The following is a 15817-nucleotide window of genomic DNA, read 5'->3' as shown; positions in this document are numbered from 1 at the left end:
AGAATTGTGACTTGCCTTCAAGAACATTTACGAAAAAACATCGCTATGGGTTCTCAAGAAGTAATAATAATTGAAGAAGATTTTATTTTAATTCGTTTTCAAAATGATGAAAATGAAAATATGATGGTCAAAAGGCCTGTTAATCAAGGGTTAATACAGTTTCACTTTGGCATCAAAGGAAAAGCAAAATTTGTGTTCAATCAAGGAACTTATGCGTTAGAATTGAGAGAAGAACATTCCTTATTGTTGTATAATCCTCAAAAAGAACTCCCTCTAAATTTAGAAATTGGTCCAAATACTTGGGTGATATCTGTCATTATTTCCATTAAAAAGTTTCATGCTTTGTTTTCATCAGAAGCGGATTACATTCCGTTTTTGAGCGATGAAAATCAAGATAAGAAATATTATAACGATGGAAAGATCAGTCCGTCGATGTCAATTGTGTTGAGTCAAATATTTCATTTCAACTTAAATCCGTCGATTAAAAACTTGTATTATCGTGGAAAAGGATACGAGTTATTAAGTCTTTATTTCAACAGAACCGAAGACCCAAATGCAGAACAATGTCCATTTTTAATTGACGAAGAAAACGTAATGAAAATTCGTCAAGCGAAAGAAATCATTTTAAGCAATATTTCTGAACCGCCTGGATTACAAGAATTAGCAGATCAAGTGGGTTTGAATTTAAAGAAACTTAAAATGGGTTTCAAGCAAATTTATGGCGATACCGTTTACGGTTTTCTATTTGATTACAAAATGGATTATGCCCGAAAATTACTTGATTCAGGTTCATATAATGTAAATGAAGTTGGCTTGAAAATTGGCTACAGTACCGGAAGTCATTTCATCGCCGCTTTCAAAAAGAAATACGCCACGACACCAAAAAAATATTTGATGTCAATGAATGTAAATACATAATGTGATAATTATCGTAAATAGAATTAAGATTAGCCACGAATTGCACTAATCTTCACAAATATGAGAAATTAAATTCGTGATAATCTGTGAAATTCGTGTCAAAAAATTTACGGATTTTTAATAATATGAAACATTATGTTTTAATTTCAAAAAATTATATTCGTGAAATTTGTGGCAAAAACTTTCACACAAAGCACAAAAGCATAATTAAACAATAAACAAAATATAGTTAATCCAAAACATAACGAAAATTGACTTCGTTATATTTGTTAAAAACCAAATACCGATATGAAAGGAGTATTATTAGTAAATCTTGGTTCGCCAAAAAGTCCAGAACCGAAAGATGTAAAGCCCTATTTAGATGAATTTTTAATGGATAAATACGTTATTGACGTTCCATTTTTATTAAGAGCTTTGCTGGTTCGTGGAATTATTTTACAAGTTCGACCAAAGAAATCAGCTCATGCCTACAAGGAAATTTGGTGGGATGAAGGTTCACCACTTATTGTGCTTTCCGAAAGAATGCATAAAAAAGTACAAGCCAAAGTTAACATTCCTGTGGCTTTGTGCATGCGTTACGGAGAAATGTCAATTGCAAAAGGATTGAAAGAATTGCACGATCAAGGTGTTACAGATGTGATGCTTTTTCCATTGTATCCACAATATGCGATGGCATCTACGTTGACAATTTTGGTTTTAGCCGAAGAAATTCGCAAAAAAGAATATCCAAATATGAAGTTCACAAATGTTCCCGCTTTTTACAATAAGCCGGATTACATTAAGAATTTAGCTGATAAGATCAGAACGAATCTTGAAGGTTATGATTACGACCAACTGGTTTTCTCGTACCACGGAATTCCAGAAAGACATATTCGTAAAACTGACGTAACGAAATCGCATTGTAAAATTGACGGTTCCTGCTGCAATACGCCTTCACCGGCTCATGAATTTTGCTACCGTCACCAATGTTATGAAACGACACGATTAGTTGCGGAACAATTGCAACTTCCAAAAGATAAATACACGCAAACGTTCCAATCACGTTTAGCTGGAGACAAATGGCTTCGACCTTATACCGATACAGAAATTGACGCTATGCCAAGTCGAGGTATTAAGAAAATCGCGGTGGTAACGCCTGCTTTTGTAACGGATTGCTTGGAAACTTTAGAAGAAATCGCTATGAGAGCGAAGGAAGATTTTGAGAAAAACGGAGGTGAAGAATTTTTAGCCATTCCATGTTTAAATGACGATGATGCGTGGGTTGAAACGGTAACAAATTGGATTTCAGATTTCCAAAAAAACTAGGAACTAAATTAATTTATGGCGGTAACCTCCGAAGAATTAGGAAATAAAAGCATTAAATCTTTACTGATAAAACAAGCAGTTCCGGCATCTGTCGGAATCTTGTTTATGTCGGTTAATATTCTTGTAGATACTATTTTCGTCGGTCAATGGATTGGTTCATTGGCAATTGCTGCAGTAACAGTTGTCCTTCCGATGACGTTTTTCATCTCTTCTTTAGGAATGGCTGTCGGAATTGGAGGAAGTTCTGTTTTATCACGTGCTTTAGGTTCGGGAAATAAAGAAAAGGCGGTCAACACATTTGCCAATCAAATTTTGATGACGTTTGTGTTGGCCACCGTTTTCGTGTTGTTAGGAATTTTCTTCAGCGACGAAATGTTATTACTTTTTGGAGCACAAGGTGCAATTGTGCAACCGGCAAAAGAATTCTTTTTTCCAATCATTGTTTCAGTTCCATTCCTCGCACTTTCGATGATGGGAAATGCCGTCATTCGGGCTGAAGGAAAGGCAAAGTTTGCCATGTATGCGATGATTATTCCGGCTTTCGCCAATATTTTACTGGACATTTTGTTTATAAAATATTTGGACATGGGAATGTTTGGAGCTGCTTTGGCAACAGCCATATCTTATTTTACCTGTTTCGTTTTCATCGTTTGGTTTTTTATTTACCGAAGTGAACTCCGACTGAAGTTGCACGACATGAAGTTCAATTTTCCAATCGTAAAAGAAATCACTTCCTTGAGTTTTGTTACGTTCTCGAGACAAGGTGTAGTAAGTATTTTAGCGATTATTTTAAATCACACTTTGTACACTTACGGAGGCGAACAATCCGTAGTGATTTACGGAATTATAAGTCGGATGTTGATGTTTGCCTTGTTTCCTGTTTTGGGAATTACACAGGGTTTTCTGCCTATTGCAGGATATAATTACGGAGCAAATAACCATAAACGAGTCAAGGAAACTATATTTATTTCCATAAAATATGCAGCGATTTTAGCCACCATAATTTATGTGGTGATTCTAATATTTACGAGACAAATTGTGGCTGTTTTTACTACAGACGAAACAGTTTTAGCCGAAACACCAAATGCTTTGCGATGGGTTTTTGCAGCTTCACCTATTATAGCTATTCAGTTAATTGGTGCCGCTTATTTTCAAGCGGCTGGAAAAGCGAAAAAAGCATTGTTTTTGACGTTAAGTAAACAAGGATTTTTCTTAATTCCATTAGTTTTAATATTGCCCAATTTTTTTGGTATTTTTGGTGCTTGGATTGCATTCCCGATTTCAGATGTATTGTCCACCATAATTACTTATTATTTTCTGAATCGAGAAATGAAAACGCACCTAACCACGAGCTAAAATGGAATATTATAATTACATCAAATCTTTGCATTTAATTTTTGTAATTACTTGGTTTTCAGGTTTATTTTATATTGTTCGGTTATTTGTTTACCAAATTGAAGCTGCTAAAAAAGAATCGCCTGAAAAGGAAATTTTGCAGAAGCAGTATAAAATTATGACCTATCGCTTGTGGTATATAATTACATGGCCATCGGCGGTTTTGGCGAGCATTTTTGCCTTTTGGATGTTGTTTTTTACGGATTACGGAAAAGCTTGGTTGCATCAGCCTTGGATGCATGTTAAACTTGGCTTCGTTTTTGCACTCTATTTGTACCATTGGAAATGCCAAATCATCTTTAGTGAATTGCAAAAAGATGTCGTAAAATACTCAAATACTTGGATGCGACTTTTCAATGAAGGTGCTACAATTATTTTATTTGCCGTTGTCTTTTTGGTTATCCTAAAAAATGCCGTAAATTGGATTTATGGAGTTATCGGAATCTTCCTGTTTTCGATTATCATTATGTTAGGATTTAAATTCTACAAGAAAATTCGGGAGCGGAATCAGTCGTAAATTATGCTAAGAAGAATCAAAATAAGAACCATTTCGTTGCGAATTAGGATTTTCCTTTCGATGATTCTGTTGACCTTGATTGCTTCTGTTTTGATTGCTTCGATTTCCATTTACCAATTCAAAAGAGAAGCTAAAGATTACCACCAAGAACGTCTGGAACGAAAGGAAAATGCCATTAAAGAGCATATTAATTTTGTGCTTGCAACCACAACTTATCCTTTGACAGAGAAGAATTTGCCTTTAATTTTCAAAGATAAAATCCACGAATTATCAGATATTCACAGCCTTCAAATTAATATTTACAGTTTACAGGGAAAGCTTTTAAAATCATCTAAAGCTTCTTTTTCAATTGACACTGTAGCTCCTGCAATTCCAACTTATGTTTTAGGATTGATTCAATCGTCGATTGACAAAAGATATGTGGATGTCAAGACGATCGACGGAAAAAAATACCGAGCCTCATTTAGCCAAATCAAGGATTTAAAGTTTAAACCGCTTGGAATTTTGAATTTGCCATACATTCAAGATGACGGTTTTTACGAGCGAGAGTTGAGGAATTTTTTAATCCGTCTAGGACAAGTTTACAGTTTTATGTTGCTTATCGCATTTGCTTTGGCGTATTTTCTATCGAGTTATATTACGAAATCGCTGAAATCTATTTCGTTGCGAATTACGGCGACAAATTTGAACCAAAAGAATGAGAAAATTGAAACCGACGACAGTAGTAGTGAAGTCAATTTACTGATTGAAGCTTACAACAGCATGGTAGATAAGTTGGAAGAAAGCGCCTTATTATTAGCACAAAGTGAACGAGAACAAGCTTGGCGCGAAATGGCGAAACAAGTTGCACATGAGATTAAAAATCCGTTGACACCCATGCGATTGACGGTGCAGAGTTTTGAACGTAAATTTGATGCAAATGATCCTGATGTCAAGCAAAAGTTGAAAGATTATTCAGATACTTTAATTCAGCAAATTGACACGATGAGTTCGGTAGCGTCGGCGTTTTCTAACTTTGCTTCGATGCCGGCTCAACAAAATGAGACTTTAAATGCAGTTTCTGTAATTGAATTGGCTTTAGAAATTTTCAACAAAGACTTCATCACTTTCGAAGCAGAAGAGAAAGAAATTATCACACTAATTGATAGAACGCAATTGATTCGAATTATTACGAATTTGGTTAAAAATGCAATTCAAGCGATTCCAGAAGAACAAGTTGAAAAGAAAATTACGGTAAGAGTTAAAGAAGACAATCATGCCGTTCTAATTCAAGTTATTGATAACGGAAAAGGAATTGAAGGACAGAATATCCCTCGAATTTTTGAACCTAAGTTTACTACTAAAAGTAGCGGAATGGGTTTAGGCCTTGGAATTATTAAAAATATTATAGAAAATTATAAAGGAACGATTACTTTTGAAAGCGAAATTGGAAAAGGAACGATTTTTACAGTGACACTTCCTTTAATTAAAAATTAAATTAAAAAATACAGACAATGAACTACGAGAATATTTTAGTAACAGCCGAAAATAGAATTGCAACCATCACAATTAATCGTCCTACAAAATTGAATGCCTTGAATAAAGCGACGATTCACGAATTGCACGAAGCTTTTAAAAGTGCCGAAGCGGATTCAGATGTGAATGTGATTTTGTTAACGGGTTCAGGTGAAAAAGCATTTGTAGCTGGTGCAGATATTTCAGAATTTGCTAATTTTTCTGTAGAAGAAGGCGCTCAATTAGCGGCTCAAGGCCAACAATTATTATTTGATTTAGTTGAAAATTTAAAAACGCCAGTAATTGCTGCAGTGAATGGTTTCGCATTAGGTGGAGGACTAGAATTGGCAATGGCTTGTCATTTTAGAGTCGCTTCAGAAAATGCAAAAATGGGATTGCCGGAAGTTTCTTTGGGAGTAATTCCAGGGTACGGAGGAACACAACGTTTGCCTCAACTGATTGGCAAAGGAAAAGCAATGGAATTGATTATGACTGCAGGAATGTTGAATGCACAAGAAGCTTTGGATTGGAAATTAGTAAATTACGTTGTTCCTTCATCGGATTTAATTTCTTTTTGTATGGAAATTGCCAACAAAATTTTGAGAAATTCTCCAGTGGCAATTTCAGCCGCAATCAAAGCAATTAACGCAAATTTTAAAGACGGTGTAAACGGTTTTGAAACTGAAATCAAACATTTTGGTAAAAGTTTTGGAACAGCTGATTTTAAAGAAGGAACCACGGCATTTTTAGAGAAGAGAAAACCTGTTTTTACAGGAAAATAAATAGAATTAAAGTAAGATTTTCCTATTTTTGTAGATTAATTTTGTCTCATGGAGAAAATAATTTCCTATCCTATTTCATTGATAAGCATGCTTTTGTTTTTGCTTGCTTTGGTGATTTTTCATCCTATTCAGTGGATATGCTTCAACGTATTTGGTTATCAAGCACATAAGAAAAGTGTAGATTACTTAAATTTAGTGTTACTGCGAATTGGACATTTATTAGGAAATACCTATAAAGTGACTGGACGGGAACTAATTCCTCAAAATGTACCTATTATTTTTGTTTCAAACCACCAAAGTTTATATGACATTGCCGGAATCATTTGGTTCATGCGAAAAAATCATCCCAAATTCGTCAGCAAGAAAGAATTGGGAAAAGGTATTCCAAGTATTTCTTACAATTTGACGCATGGAGGTTCGGTTCTAATTGACCGAAAAGATCCAAAACAAGCGATTCCTACAATTAAAAAGCTAGGAGATTACATTGAAAAGTACAAGCGTTCAGCAGTAATTTTTCCAGAAGGAACAAGAAGTAGAACTGGAAAACCTAAGGAATTTGCACAAACTGGAGTAAAAATCCTTTGTAAAGCAGCTCCGTCCGCTTACATTGTTCCGATAACGATCAACAATTCTTGGAAGTTTGTTAAATACGGTTTTTTACCTTTTGGTTTGGGAAATCGCCTTACCTTTACAATACATCCTGCTTTAGCAGTAAAAGACTATACTTTCGACGAAATAATGCAGAAAACAGAGCAAACGATTGTTAATTCTATAGAATTATAATTATTTGTACTTTCGCAGAAAATTCGATTATTTTAAATTTTAAAACATACAAAAATGTCAATACACAACGTCAGATTAGAAGTAATGCAATTTTTGGAAAAAAAAGTCAACGGTTTCGTAGACGATTATCTAATACCTGTTGAGAAAATTTGGCAACCTTCAGATTTGTTGCCCAATTCTGAAGAAGAAACTTTTTTTGAAGAGGTAAAGGAATTAAGAGAAATTGCAAAAGATTTGCCATACGACTTTTGGGTGACCTTAGTTGGAGATACAATCACTGAGGAAGCACTTCCAACCTACGAGTCGTGGTTAATGGATGTAGAAGGAGTGGACCAGATGGAGCCAAATGCTTGGTCAAAATGGGTGCGTCAATGGACTGCCGAGGAAAACCGCCACGGAGATTTATTGAATAAGTACTTGTATTTATCAGGTCGTGTAAATATGAAGGAAATTGAAATGACGACACAGCATTTAATTGCTGATGGTTTTGATATCGGAACGGGTCGCGATCCTTATAAAAACTTTGTTTACACAAGTTTTCAGGAATTAGCCACTTATGTTTCGCACAACCGCGTTTCTCAAATTGCCAAAAAACATGGCGATGCAAAATTGGCAAAAATTTGTAAATTAATTGCTGGAGACGAAATGCGTCACCACATGGCTTATAGCGAATTTGTAACGCAAATTTTTAAAGTGGATCCAAGTGAAATGATGTTGGCGTTTGCCTACATGATGAAACAAAAAATAATCATGCCTGCTCAATTTTTAAGAGAATCGGGACAAAAAATTAGTTCGGCTTTTGAAAACTTCTCCGATTCTGCTCAGCGAATTGGCGTTTACACCGCTGCAGATTACGTGGATATCATGGAGAAATTAAACGAAAAATGGCAAATTGATAAAGTCACTAATCTTTCTGATGAAGCGGAAAAAGCACGTGATTTCTTATTGAAATTACCAGGTAGAATGACGAGAGTTTCAGAGCGTTTAGTAATTCCTGAGCAATCGTACATTTTCAAATGGGTGAATCCTGCAAAAATCTAAAATAAAATTAATTTATATATTTATTGGGTGTTGGAAAATCAAATTTTCAACATCCAATTTTTTATTTCAAACAAATGGAACACGAAATATTAATAAAGAATACGATTTCTTTTGTAAAAAGAGCATTGGAACATGCGGAAGGTGGACACGATTGGTTTCACATTGAACGTGTTTACAAGAATACTTTGGCTATAGCTAAAACTGAAGAGTGCGACTTATTGGTTTGCCAACTTGGCGCTTTATTACACGATATCGCTGATAGTAAATTTCACAATGGAGACGAAGAAATCGGACCGAAAACAGCTCGGAAATTTTTAGAAAACGAAAGTGTTTCAGAAGTTGTTATTGAACACGTATTGAATATTATTAAAAACATTTCTTTTAAAGGAGGAAATTTCGAAAAGAAATTCAACTCTATTGAACTTCAAGTGGTGCAAGACGCCGATCGTTTGGATGCTATTGGAGCTATCGGAATTGCAAGATGCTTCAACTATGGAGGATTTAAAAACAGGACTATTTATAGTCCGGATGTCAAGCCAAATTTATCCATGACAAAAGAAGAATATAAAAACGCTGAAACACCAACAATTAATCATTTCTATGAGAAATTATTGTTGCTGAAAGATAAGATGAACACGGAATCTGGAAAGAAAATGGCAGAAAAAAGGCATCATTTTATGGAAGTTTTTCTAGAACAGTTTTATGCAGAATGCAACGGCGAAAGCTAATAAAAAAGGCGATTTGAAATATTTCAAATCGCCTTTTTTTATAAAAATAAATCTAATTATTCTATTTCTGAAACTCGTAATGTATTCACCATTCCTTTATCAGTCACTGGCATTGCGGCAAGGTTAATCAAGAAATCTCCTTTTTCTACAAAACCTTTGTCTTGCGCAATTTTATTTACGTCTGTCACGGTATCATCAGTACTTACGAACTTGTCGTAGTAGAACGATTTTACACCCCAAAGTAAATTCAACTGGGTCAAAATTCGTCGGTTAGAAGTAAATACTAAAATATGAGCTTGTGGACGCCAAGCTGAAATTTGAAACGCAGTATAACCACTGTTTGTTAACGTACAAATTGCTTTTGCTTTAATCACATTCGCCATCATTGCCGCGTGATGGCAAATGGTTTTAGTAATAAAACGTTTTGTACGAATTTGTGGTGTGTTTTGTGGAACTTGAATCAGTGGAGAATCCTCTACAGCCTCAATAATCTGCGTCATTTTCTCAATAACTTGAACCGGATAATTACCAACAGAAGTTTCTCCTGAAAGCATTACCGCATCGGCCCCATCCATAACAGAATTGGCTACATCATTCACTTCAGCACGAGTTGGCGTTAAACTTGTAATCATTGTTTCCATCATTTGTGTGGCAACAATTACAGGAATACGAGCCGTTTTAGCTCTGTGAATTAGTTTTTTCTGAATTAAAGGTACTTCATGAGCCGGAACTTCTACACCTAAATCTCCACGAGCAACCATCAAACCATCACAAAAAGCCACAATTTTATCGATGTTTTCAACACCTTCTGGTTTTTCAATTTTAGCAATAATTGGAATTTTATAATCAGAATGTTCTGCAATTAAATCTTGTAATTCTTCTAAATCTTTTGCTGTTCTTACGAAAGACAATGCAATCCAGTCCACGTGATTTTCAATGGCAAACAATGCATCTCTAATGTCCTTTTGTGTCAAAGCAGGAAGGGAAACTTTGGTATTAGGTAAGTTTACTCCTTTTTTAGAACGCAACGGACCACCTTGAATAACTTTACATAGCACTTCTGTCGTTCTATTAGTTTCGATGGCTTCAAACATTAGCTTACCATCGTCTAATAAAATTAATTCACCTGGATTTACATCCTTTGGAAATTCTTTATAGTTCATGTAAACTCGTTTTGCCGTTCCAGGAATGTCTTCGGCCGTTTGAAAAGTAATCAAATCTCCAGGATGTACAACTACATCTTCCTTCATCACACCAACGCGAAGTTTTGGACCTTGTAAGTCGGCTAAAATTGCTGTTGTGTAACCAAATTCATCGTTTAGACTTCTAATTATATTAATTTTCTCACTAACATCTGCATAATCTGCATGGGAGAAATTTATTCTAAAAACGTTAACTCCGGCATCAATCATGTTTTTCAAGACTTCTCTCGTACTACATGCAGGACCTAAAGTGGCTACAATTTTCGTTTTTTTATTTGTGAGCATATTTTTAAAAAATTAAATTGTTTTTTGATTTTAAATTTTCAAGATCTACTAAATAAGCAGTAGAAATTTTTGTTATTTCGTTCAAAGAGGACACAATATCATTTATATCCAAAAATGTATTTTCTATTTTCAAGAGAAAGTCGACCTTTTTCAGATCAGGTAAAAAATAAACGTTAGAAGTTATTTTTGGTTGTTCCTCAGAAAATAAATCTTTTGATGCCATTGGTTCTAACTCAATCAACTCATCTTTATTTTCAATTAGTGTCCATTCTTCCTCAGTATCTTCTACTAAATAAGAAAATTTTGAGAAAAAAGCAGCTCCGTTTTGCGTTTCGAACGCTATGAATTCACTGCTTTTGGTTAAGAGAATAGGAAGTTTTTTATTCAGAAAATACGCTAATCTATAATCTTCTAATGACGTGTGAATGGCAATTAAATCGTAGTCAATTGCGTCAAATTCACTTAAAGACAGTTTAATGATCTTCATTTGCGTTGAAAATAAGATGTAAATATAAGACTTAAACCACTAAAAAGAGACTTTAAAACAGGAACTTAACGATAATTTATTAACGAAAACGATGTAGGTTTAGTCGATTTATTTATTGTCCGACATTTTTTCTTGTAATGCAAAATAAGCACGTTGTGCTGCTTTTTCTTCTGCTTTTTTCTTTGAACCTGCTCTCGCTTTCGAAATGATTTTTTCGTCGATACTTAATTTCACTCCAAAAAGACGTTCTCCCGTAATGCCATTGTCTTCAAAAACATCAAAATTAAATGCTTTTTTTTCTTTTTGGCACCATTCAATAATCAAACTTTTATAGCTGATTACTTTTCCTTCCAATCGTGCAATGTCAACGTAAGGAGTGATTACTTTCTTTTGAATAAATTTTTCACAAACTAAATAACCTTGATCCAGGTAAATTGCACCAACTAAAGCTTCATAGAGATTTCCGTGAATGTTTTCGCCAAAATGCTGTGAAGAAACTTTACTTTCCACATGTTGAATCAGGTTTAAATCGCGGCCTAATTCGTTAAGGTGTTCCCGACTTACAATTTTTGAACGCATTTTTGTCAGATATCCTTCGTCTCCAGTGGGAACTTCCTTGAATAAATGAGCTGCAATTACAGAACTCAACATAGCATCTCCTAAAAATTCAAGACGTTCGTAACTAATAGGATTTCCATTAATGTCCATCTTGTTAATGGAGCGGTGGGTAAAAGCGGTTCTATAACAATCAAGATTAACTGGTTTGAAACCAATCATTTTTGTTATAGCATCAAAAAAAATCCCGTCTTCAAGAGAACGGGATTTTGGAAATATTTTATTAAAAATACGCATTCTCGATTACTCTTCTAATTTTTTGAATAAAACACAAGCGTTATGACCTCCAAATCCGAATGTATTACTCATTGCTACTTTAACTTCTCTCTTTTGAGGTTTGTTTAAAGTCAAATTTAAAGATGGATCAATATTCTCATCTACAACAGTATGGTTAATCGTTGGAGGAACAATACCGTGCTTCATGGCTAAAATTGAAGCGATTGCTTCAATAGCACCTGCAGCACCAAGTAAATGTCCAGTCATTGATTTCGTTGAATTGATATTGATGTTTTTAGCGTGATCGCCAAAAACAGCTGTAATGGCTTTCAATTCCGCAACATCTCCTAATGGGGTTGAAGTTCCGTGTGTGTTGATATGGTCAATTTGATCCGGAGTCATTCCCGCATCACGTAACGTGTTTTTCATTACAGCAATTACGCCAATTCCTTCTGGATGTGGAGCAGTTAAGTGATACGCATCGGAAGACATTCCGCCACCACCAACTTCACAGTAAATTTTTGCACCACGAGCCTTTGCATGTTCGTACTCTTCTAAAACCAATGCACCAGCACCTTCTCCCAAAACAAATCCGTCGCGTGTGGCGTCGAAAGGTCTTGAAGCTGTTTCTGGAGATTCATTTCTAGTAGATAAAGCGTGCATTGAATTAAATCCGCCCATTCCGGCAATTGTAACCGCTGCTTCAGAACCTCCTGAAACAATCACGTCACACATTCCTAAACGAATGTAATTAAAAGCATCAATTAACGCATTTGCAGAAGAAGCACATGCAGAAACCGTTGTATAGTTGGGACCCATATAGCCATTTCTCATAGAAATATGAGCTGGAGCGATATCGGCAATCATTTTTGGAATAAAAAACGGATTGAATTTTGGTGTACCGTCACCTTGAGCATAATACATTACTTCATCTTGAAAGGTTTGTAAACCACCAATTCCCGCACCCCAAATAACACCAATTCGTTCTTTGTCCGCGTTTTCAAGTGTTAAACCAGCATCTTTAATTGCCTCGTCACTTGCGGCAACGGCATATTGAGCAAATTTGTCGAGTCTTCTGGATTCTTTACGATCCATATAATCCTCAATGTTGAAGTTTTTTACTTCACATGCAAATTTGGTTTTATGTTTTTCCGTATCATAATACGTTATTGGAGCAGCACCACTCACACCATTTATAAGGGAATTCCAATATTCTTCAACTGAATTTCCAATTGGAGTAAGTGCACCTAAACCGGTAACTACAACGCGCTTTAATTCCATTCGTAAATTATTTTAGTTTTGTATTAAAACAAATAATACCTCTGTTCTTCTATGGGAATCATAAAAAATACATAGGTATTAAACGCTACTTTTATATAGTATTTGACAATATATAAATTGCCAAAGCTTACTTTTTTAATGAAAATAAAATACGTCTGGACCACAAGTAATCCAGACGTTAAATTATTATTTTTTAGCCTCTTCGATGTAAGAAATAGCTTGACCAACAGTAGCGATATTTTCTGCTTGGTCGTCTGGAATTTGGATATCAAATTCTTTTTCGAACTCCATGATAAGCTCAACAGTGTCTAATGAATCAGCTCCCAAATCATTTGTGAAGCTAGCTTCTAACACAACTTCGTTTTCGTCAACGCCTAATTTGTCTACGATAATCGCTTTTACTCTTGATGCAATGTCTGACATAATCTTTAATTTTAAAATTTAATTTGTTGGCAAAAATAAAAAACTTTATCTTATAACCACCCTTTGTTCATAAATATAAATACTAATTTATAAAATATATTTCACAAAGCCCTTTAAAATCGATTTAATATCAATTTTTATTCTTTTTTTTGCGGAACAATTCTGATGATGATGAAAAAAATACTTTTATTTGCCTCGGGTTCGGGTACAAATGTTGAAAATATTATCCGTTATTTTCAAGAAAAAAAGACAGCGGAAATAGCAGCCGTTTTCTGTAACAATCCGAATGCTAAAGTTTTAGAAAGAGCAAAAAATTTAGATGTCTCTACATTTGTTTTTACGAAAGACGAGCTCCATTCAAATGCAGTTTTAGAGAAATTGTGGCAATACCAACCTGATTTTATTGTTTTAGCAGGATTTTTACTCCAATTTCCAATCGCAATAATAAAGCAGTTTCCAAATATCATCAACATCCATCCGGCTTTGTTGCCTAAATACGGGGGTAAAGGTATGTACGGAATGAATGTACATCGTGCGGTTTTGGAAAACAAGGACCTCGAAACAGGAATTACTATTCATTATGTCAATGAGAACTATGACGAAGGTGCAATCGTTTTTCAAAAAACGATTTCTATTCAAGATTGTACTTCTGCAGAAGAGGTGGCAAGCAAAATTCATCAGTTAGAACAAGAGCATTTTCCACAAGTAATTGAAAAATTGCTTCAAAAAATATAGTTTGAAAACGTACGACGTACATATTTACACCGATGGCGCTGCAAAAGGAAATCCCGGAAACGGCGGTTACGGCATTGTGATGGAACTCGTAGGAACACCTTATAAAAAAGAATTCTACGAAGGTTTTCGACTAACGACCAACAATCGTATGGAACTTTTGGCGGTAATTGTAGGTCTTGAAAAACTCAGAAATCCAAATATGAAAGTCTTAATTATTTCAGATTCTAAATATGTGATTGATTCTGTGGATAAGAAATGGGTTTTTGGTTGGGAAAAGAAAGGCTTTGTAGGTAAGAAAAATCCCGACTTATGGAAACGCTTTTTGCTTATTTACCGCAAACACCAAGTCGATTTTAAATGGGTCAAAGGACACAACAATCATCCTCAAAATGAACGATGTGATCAGTTGGCTGTTTTTGCAGCAGAATCGAAAAACTTAAATGTGGATGCTTTTTATGAAAAAGAGCAAAAAAAGCTGTTGTAAAGACGGATTATTTCTCAATTAGATTATTGATAACCAATTTCTTAATCCTTGGATAAATTGTGAAAAATTTGTCACTCCATCCTTTTGCAACTTTATAACTTATAAAGTATCTTTGCCTCTTAATTCAAAATTTTAAAAATGAATAAATTGTTGATTGTCGGAACTGTTGCTTTCGATGCCATTGAAACCCCTTTTGGTAAAACAGACAAAATTTTAGGTGGTGCAGCTACTTACATCGGACTTTCAGCGTCATTTTTTAAATTAAAATCGGCAATTGTTTCGGTTGTTGGTGATGATTTTCCACAAGAGCATTTGGATTTACTAACAAGTAAAAACATTGATATCTCTGGAATCGAAATTGTTAAAGGAGGAAAAACATTCTTCTGGAGTGGCAAATACCACAACGACTTAAATTCTCGAGACACATTGGTTACAGAACTTAATGTGTTAGCTGATTTTCAACCTAAAGTACCACAAGACTTCAAGAATTCTGATGTGGTCATGTTAGGAAATTTACATCCATTGGTACAAAGCAGTGTTTTGAACCAAATGGAAACACAACCAAAATTAGTAGTTTTAGACACTATGAATTTCTGGATGGATTGTGCACTTCCTGAATTGATGGAAGTAATCAAGAGAGTTGATGTAATCACAATTAATGATGAAGAAGCCCGTCAATTATCAGGTGAATATTCATTAGTGAAAGCAGCTGCGAAAATTCATACCATGGGACCAAAATACGTGGTGATTAAAAAAGGCGAACACGGTGCCTTAATTTTTCAAGGAAAAGAAGTGTTTTTTGCACCGGCTTTACCTTTAGAAGAAGTTTTTGACCCAACAGGTGCTGGAGATACGTTTGCAGGAGGTTTTTCTGGATTTATCACACAAAGTGAAAACATCTCTTTTGAGAACATGAAAAACGCGATTATCTACGGCTCAAATTTGGCTTCATTCTGTGTAGAGAAATTTGGCACAGAACGAATGGAACATTTGCAACAGGAAGAAGTGGTAAACCGCTTGAAACAGTTCAAAGCATTAACTCAATTTGATATTGATTTAGCATAAATATGTACGCCTCGGAAACGAGGCGTTTTTGATTTTAACAACTACTACAACACAACTTACA

At 34.9% G+C, this 15817-nt stretch carries 17 protein-coding genes; 12 read left to right on the top strand and 5 right to left on the bottom strand.

Going from position 1 to position 15817, the window contains the following annotated elements; genetic code table 11:
* Positions 1 to 45 precede the first annotated feature (45 nt).
* The 9 genes from YWA_RS0106510 to YWA_RS0106470 all read left to right on the top strand — a co-directional run bounded on the left by YWA_RS0106510 (position 46) and on the right by YWA_RS0106470 (position 8963).
* Positions 46 to 918 carry a helix-turn-helix domain-containing protein gene (locus YWA_RS0106510; RefSeq protein ID WP_022827693.1) on the top strand — a complete coding sequence of 291 codons (873 nt, stop codon included), beginning with the start codon at positions 46 to 48 and terminating at the stop codon, positions 916 to 918.
* Between the two features lie 288 nt (positions 919 to 1206).
* The gene (gene hemH / locus YWA_RS0106505; RefSeq protein WP_022827692.1) at positions 1207 to 2223 is read left to right on the top strand and encodes a ferrochelatase; all 1017 of its coding nucleotides are present in this window, start codon (positions 1207 to 1209) and stop codon (positions 2221 to 2223) included.
* A gap of 15 nt (positions 2224 to 2238) precedes the next feature.
* Positions 2239 to 3579, top strand: coding sequence for an MATE family efflux transporter (locus YWA_RS0106500; RefSeq protein ID WP_022827691.1), 1341 nt, complete (start codon positions 2239 to 2241; stop codon positions 3577 to 3579).
* Between the two features lies 1 nt (position 3580).
* A complete protein-coding gene (locus tag YWA_RS0106495; RefSeq protein WP_022827690.1) occupies positions 3581 to 4135 on the top strand; it encodes a CopD family protein in 555 nt (184 codons plus the stop codon).
* 60 nt (positions 4136 to 4195) lie between these two features.
* On the top strand, positions 4196 to 5611 hold the full coding sequence (locus YWA_RS0106490) for an ATP-binding protein (RefSeq protein ID WP_084683018.1): 1416 nt from the start codon (positions 4196 to 4198) through the stop codon (positions 5609 to 5611).
* Positions 5612 to 5628: 17 nt separating this feature from the next.
* Entirely contained in the window at positions 5629 to 6411 is a 783-nt protein-coding gene (locus tag YWA_RS0106485) for an enoyl-CoA hydratase/isomerase family protein (protein WP_022827688.1), read from the top strand.
* 48 nt (positions 6412 to 6459) lie between these two features.
* Positions 6460 to 7194 carry a lysophospholipid acyltransferase family protein gene (locus YWA_RS0106480; RefSeq protein ID WP_022827687.1) on the top strand — a complete coding sequence of 245 codons (735 nt, stop codon included), beginning with the start codon at positions 6460 to 6462 and terminating at the stop codon, positions 7192 to 7194.
* 54 nt (positions 7195 to 7248) lie between these two features.
* Positions 7249 to 8235, top strand: coding sequence for an acyl-ACP desaturase (locus tag YWA_RS0106475; protein WP_022827686.1), 987 nt, complete (start codon positions 7249 to 7251; stop codon positions 8233 to 8235).
* Positions 8236 to 8309: 74 nt separating this feature from the next.
* Positions 8310 to 8963 (top strand): HD domain-containing protein, encoded by a 654-nt coding sequence (locus YWA_RS0106470; protein WP_026718635.1) that lies wholly within the window; start codon positions 8310 to 8312, stop codon positions 8961 to 8963.
* Positions 8964 to 9019: 56 nt separating this feature from the next.
* Here the strand turns inward: YWA_RS0106470 and pyk are convergent, their stop codons facing one another.
* The 5 genes from pyk to YWA_RS0106445 all read right to left on the bottom strand — a co-directional run bounded on the left by pyk (position 9020) and on the right by YWA_RS0106445 (position 13472).
* Positions 9020 to 10450, bottom strand: a complete 1431-nt coding sequence (gene pyk, locus YWA_RS0106465; protein ID WP_022827684.1) for a pyruvate kinase — start codon at positions 10448 to 10450, stop codon at positions 9020 to 9022.
* Between the two features lie 4 nt (positions 10451 to 10454).
* On the bottom strand, positions 10455 to 10937 hold the full coding sequence (locus tag YWA_RS0106460) for an IPExxxVDY family protein (protein WP_022827683.1): 483 nt from the start codon (positions 10935 to 10937) through the stop codon (positions 10455 to 10457).
* A 108-nt stretch (positions 10938 to 11045) separates the two neighbouring features.
* Entirely contained in the window at positions 11046 to 11789 is a 744-nt protein-coding gene (rnc, locus tag YWA_RS0106455) for a ribonuclease III (RefSeq protein WP_022827682.1), read from the bottom strand.
* Positions 11790 to 11795: 6 nt separating this feature from the next.
* A complete protein-coding gene (gene fabF, locus YWA_RS0106450) occupies positions 11796 to 13049 on the bottom strand; it encodes a beta-ketoacyl-ACP synthase II (RefSeq protein ID WP_022827681.1) in 1254 nt (417 codons plus the stop codon).
* Between the two features lie 186 nt (positions 13050 to 13235).
* The gene (locus tag YWA_RS0106445; protein ID WP_014082856.1) at positions 13236 to 13472 is read right to left on the bottom strand and encodes an acyl carrier protein; all 237 of its coding nucleotides are present in this window, start codon (positions 13470 to 13472) and stop codon (positions 13236 to 13238) included.
* Positions 13473 to 13643: 171 nt separating this feature from the next.
* Here YWA_RS0106445 and purN point away from each other — a divergent pair, with 171 nt between their 5' ends.
* The 3 genes from purN (at position 13644) to YWA_RS0106430 (ending at position 15756) form a co-directional block, all read left to right on the top strand.
* Positions 13644 to 14207, top strand: coding sequence for a phosphoribosylglycinamide formyltransferase (gene purN / locus YWA_RS0106440; protein ID WP_026718634.1), 564 nt, complete (start codon positions 13644 to 13646; stop codon positions 14205 to 14207).
* 1 nt (position 14208) lies between these two features.
* The gene (rnhA, locus tag YWA_RS0106435; RefSeq protein ID WP_026718633.1) at positions 14209 to 14691 is read left to right on the top strand and encodes a ribonuclease HI; all 483 of its coding nucleotides are present in this window, start codon (positions 14209 to 14211) and stop codon (positions 14689 to 14691) included.
* A 138-nt stretch (positions 14692 to 14829) separates the two neighbouring features.
* Complete coding sequence (locus YWA_RS0106430) at positions 14830 to 15756, top strand: PfkB family carbohydrate kinase (protein ID WP_022827678.1); 927 nt, start codon at positions 14830 to 14832, stop codon at positions 15754 to 15756.
* Positions 15757 to 15817 lie beyond the last annotated feature (61 nt).

The sequence above is a fragment of the Flavobacterium antarcticum DSM 19726 genome, from assembly GCF_000419685.1.
Taxonomy (GTDB): Bacteria; Bacteroidota; Bacteroidia; order Flavobacteriales; family Flavobacteriaceae; genus Flavobacterium; species Flavobacterium antarcticum.
The sequence above is the reverse complement of the archived record's forward strand: the minus strand, read 5'-3'. Positions and strand labels throughout refer to the sequence as shown.

Excerpts from the sequence above, each read along its gene's own strand:
- YWA_RS0106445 (WP_014082856.1), bottom strand. The coding sequence starts at position 13,472 with ATGTCAGACATTGCATCAAGAGTAAAAGCGATTATCGTAGACAAATTA.
- hemH (WP_022827692.1), top strand. The coding sequence starts at position 1,207 with ATGAAAGGAGTATTATTAGTAAATCTTGGTTCGCCAAAAAGTCCAGAA.
- YWA_RS0106480 (WP_022827687.1), top strand. The coding sequence starts at position 6,460 with ATGGAGAAAATAATTTCCTATCCTATTTCATTGATAAGCATGCTTTTG.
- YWA_RS0106510 (WP_022827693.1), top strand. The coding sequence starts at position 46 with ATGGGTTCTCAAGAAGTAATAATAATTGAAGAAGATTTTATTTTAATT.
- YWA_RS0106475 (WP_022827686.1), top strand. The coding sequence starts at position 7,249 with ATGTCAATACACAACGTCAGATTAGAAGTAATGCAATTTTTGGAAAAA.
- YWA_RS0106500 (WP_022827691.1), top strand. The coding sequence starts at position 2,239 with ATGGCGGTAACCTCCGAAGAATTAGGAAATAAAAGCATTAAATCTTTA.
- YWA_RS0106485 (WP_022827688.1), top strand. The coding sequence starts at position 5,629 with ATGAACTACGAGAATATTTTAGTAACAGCCGAAAATAGAATTGCAACC.
- YWA_RS0106470 (WP_026718635.1), top strand. The coding sequence starts at position 8,310 with ATGGAACACGAAATATTAATAAAGAATACGATTTCTTTTGTAAAAAGA.
- fabF (WP_022827681.1), bottom strand. The coding sequence starts at position 13,049 with ATGGAATTAAAGCGCGTTGTAGTTACCGGTTTAGGTGCACTTACTCCA.
- YWA_RS0106460 (WP_022827683.1), bottom strand. The coding sequence starts at position 10,937 with ATGAAGATCATTAAACTGTCTTTAAGTGAATTTGACGCAATTGACTAC.
- purN (WP_026718634.1), top strand. The coding sequence starts at position 13,644 with ATGAAAAAAATACTTTTATTTGCCTCGGGTTCGGGTACAAATGTTGAA.
- YWA_RS0106495 (WP_022827690.1), top strand. The coding sequence starts at position 3,581 with ATGGAATATTATAATTACATCAAATCTTTGCATTTAATTTTTGTAATT.
- YWA_RS0106430 (WP_022827678.1), top strand. The coding sequence starts at position 14,830 with ATGAATAAATTGTTGATTGTCGGAACTGTTGCTTTCGATGCCATTGAA.
- pyk (WP_022827684.1), bottom strand. The coding sequence starts at position 10,450 with ATGCTCACAAATAAAAAAACGAAAATTGTAGCCACTTTAGGTCCTGCA.
- rnc (WP_022827682.1), bottom strand. The coding sequence starts at position 11,789 with ATGCGTATTTTTAATAAAATATTTCCAAAATCCCGTTCTCTTGAAGAC.
- YWA_RS0106490 (WP_084683018.1), top strand. The coding sequence starts at position 4,196 with ATGATTCTGTTGACCTTGATTGCTTCTGTTTTGATTGCTTCGATTTCC.